The following is a 2,443-nucleotide window of genomic DNA, read 5'->3' as shown; positions in this document are numbered from 1 at the left end:
TGTAACTGCTAAAATAAAGTGAACAGTTTTTGCTCGTTTCCATTGAACACTTTTTCACCAAAAATCATTCTCTCCTGTAAACTGATTCTATCAGCTTGTAGGAGGAAGTTCATGGAGGAAAAGCTAATGGTATTTTTAGAAGTTCATCAATTGAGGAATCAAAGATTAAAGGTGTCTCAAATCGCGAAAAGGTTGAGGATCTCTCGAACCACTGTCTACAAATATTTAGAAATGACGTTTGAAGAGGCGGTGGACGAATTCGGTCAGAACGATCGTAAGAAGAAATTAGATCCCTATCGAGATTGGATCATCAACTGGTTGAAAGAATTCCCTTCCTTGAGTGGAGCGCAAGTATATGATTGGCTCCAGGAGAAGTTCCCAAAAATTCAGGTCGGAGAGAGCACAGTGCGCCGATATGTCAATGAAATACGCGAGCTGTATCAAATTGAGAAGACGGAAGTATCACGGGACTATGAGTCTGTGAACGAACTACCACCTGGAAAACAGCTACAAGTCGACTGGGGGCAGACCATCCAAAAAACGGTGCATGGAAAAGAGGTACGATTATATGTCATCGTGTTCGTCCTAGCGCACTCACGTCAAAAATATACATGGTGGCAAGACCGCCCTTTTACAACGGAAGATGCCATCCGATGCCATGAACAAGCATTCCAATACTTTGAGGGGATACCAGAAGAGATCGTCTATGATCAGGACAATCTAATTGCGGTGAGTGAAAATGCGGGAGACTTGATCTTGACGTCTGCGTTCGAACGATATACCCACCAACGAAAGTTCCGAGTGTATCTATGCAGGAAGGCAGACCCTGAGTCTAAAGGGAAGGTAGAGAATGTCGTAAAATACGTGAAGAACAACTTCGCGAGAAACCGTGTGTTTTCATCGTTGGAAGACTGGAATGAACGAAGCCTCAAATGGCTAGAACGCACAGGAAACTATAAGGTACACAACACAATAAAAAAGAGACCTTTCGAAGTGTTTCTCCTAGAAAAGCAACACTTACGAACGATCTCTCACACACTTTCTTCAGAAAGCCATACTGAAAGTATACCAAGGAACGTCCACAAGGACAACACTGTGCATTATCAATCGAATCGTTACTCAGTGCCGATTGGAACATACGCCAAGCAAGCGATCGTCCGCTTACATATCACGGATCAGTCACTAAAGATCTGTGACCCTTCTACAGGGGAAGTCATTGCGGACCATATTCTTTCTCGGGAAAAAGGAAAGTTGATCAAAAACAGCAATCATTCTCATGAGCGTTCCAAGTCACTCAATCACTTAAAACAAGAAGTGATTACTCTTCTCGCCCATAACCTGGCGGAATACTACATAGATAAGATAAGCGCGACCTACGGCCGTTATCGTCGTGAACAGTTCTCGTTGATTAAGAAAGTGACGCAAGAAAGTCCTGAATGGATCGATCATGCGCTTGAGAAATGTGTGTGTGAAAACTTATATAGCGCCAATGCTTTTCGCGATGTCGTCGACTTTTTGAAACGATCAACTGTCGAGGTTGCCACAAGAACCGAAGAGGCTATTACAAAACCAGTCGATATTCCAATCCAAACAAGAGATATGACGGAATACCTCCAACTGATGGGAGGAAAAACGTCATGAGTAAGAGCGTCTCTGAAATTCAACAGGCATTCCGACAGCTAAGGCTAGCCGAGACTGCGGATGGGTTCCCAGAACTCCTCCGCAAAGCAGAACAGACTTCTTGGACCTATCTGGAGTTCATAGAACAGCTAACGACATTAGAGCTAAGAAAGCGTGAAGAAAAGAGCATTGAGAAGCGTTTAAATTGGGCTCGATTCCCGTATCATAAACCGATACAAATGTTTCAATTGGAGGAACAGGCAGCGATCACGGAACGGCAGTTAAATCAATTGCGCGAATATGAATGGTTGGAACAGAACTATAATCTTATATTGCTTGGCCCGCCAGGGGCGGGGAAAACATTACTCTCGGTCGGATTAGGCATTGAGGCGATCCATAAGGGATTTCAAGTGTATTTCGTAACAATGGGAGAGTTGATTCAGTTATTGAAGACTGAGGAATATGTACATAAGTCCAAGGTCCAGCTGAAGCGCTTGCGAGCATCCGATCTGGTCATCATCGATGACGTGATGTATATGGCATTGGATCAGCGCGAAGCCACGTTCTTTTTTCAACTGATTCATCAACTATATGAACAGTGCTCGCTGATTTTAACGTCTAATCGCAGCCCTGAGGAATGGACAGAGATCGTCGGTAACCAAGGAATGATGACAGCCATATTGGACCGTCTACTGCATCGAGTGGAGGTCATCCACATGAACAATGAGAGTCATCGATTAAAGCATCAGCAGAAGATATTTAAAGACTAAAAAGTGTTCATCGTTAATGAGCAAAAAATGTCCAATTGGGGTTGACGGTTACA

General features: G+C 43.6%; 2 protein-coding genes. Both read left to right on the top strand.

Features of this window, described 5'->3' with window-relative positions:
• The first annotated feature begins 126 nt into the window (after positions 1 to 126).
• Complete coding sequence (istA, locus tag EV213_RS20490; RefSeq protein ID WP_424923089.1) at positions 127 to 1,641, top strand: IS21 family transposase; 1,515 nt, start codon at positions 127 to 129, stop codon at positions 1,639 to 1,641.
• The gene (gene istB, locus EV213_RS20485) at positions 1,638 to 2,390 is read left to right on the top strand and encodes an IS21-like element helper ATPase IstB (RefSeq protein WP_133582429.1); all 753 of its coding nucleotides are present in this window, start codon (positions 1,638 to 1,640) and stop codon (positions 2,388 to 2,390) included. Before istA ends, istB begins: the two co-directional genes overlap by 4 nt.
• Positions 2,391 to 2,443: the final 53 nt, after the last annotated feature.

This window comes from Aureibacillus halotolerans (assembly GCF_004363045.1).
Lineage (GTDB): Bacteria > Bacillota > Bacilli > Bacillales > DSM-28697 > Aureibacillus > Aureibacillus halotolerans.
This window is presented reverse-complemented; position numbering and strand designations above follow the sequence as displayed.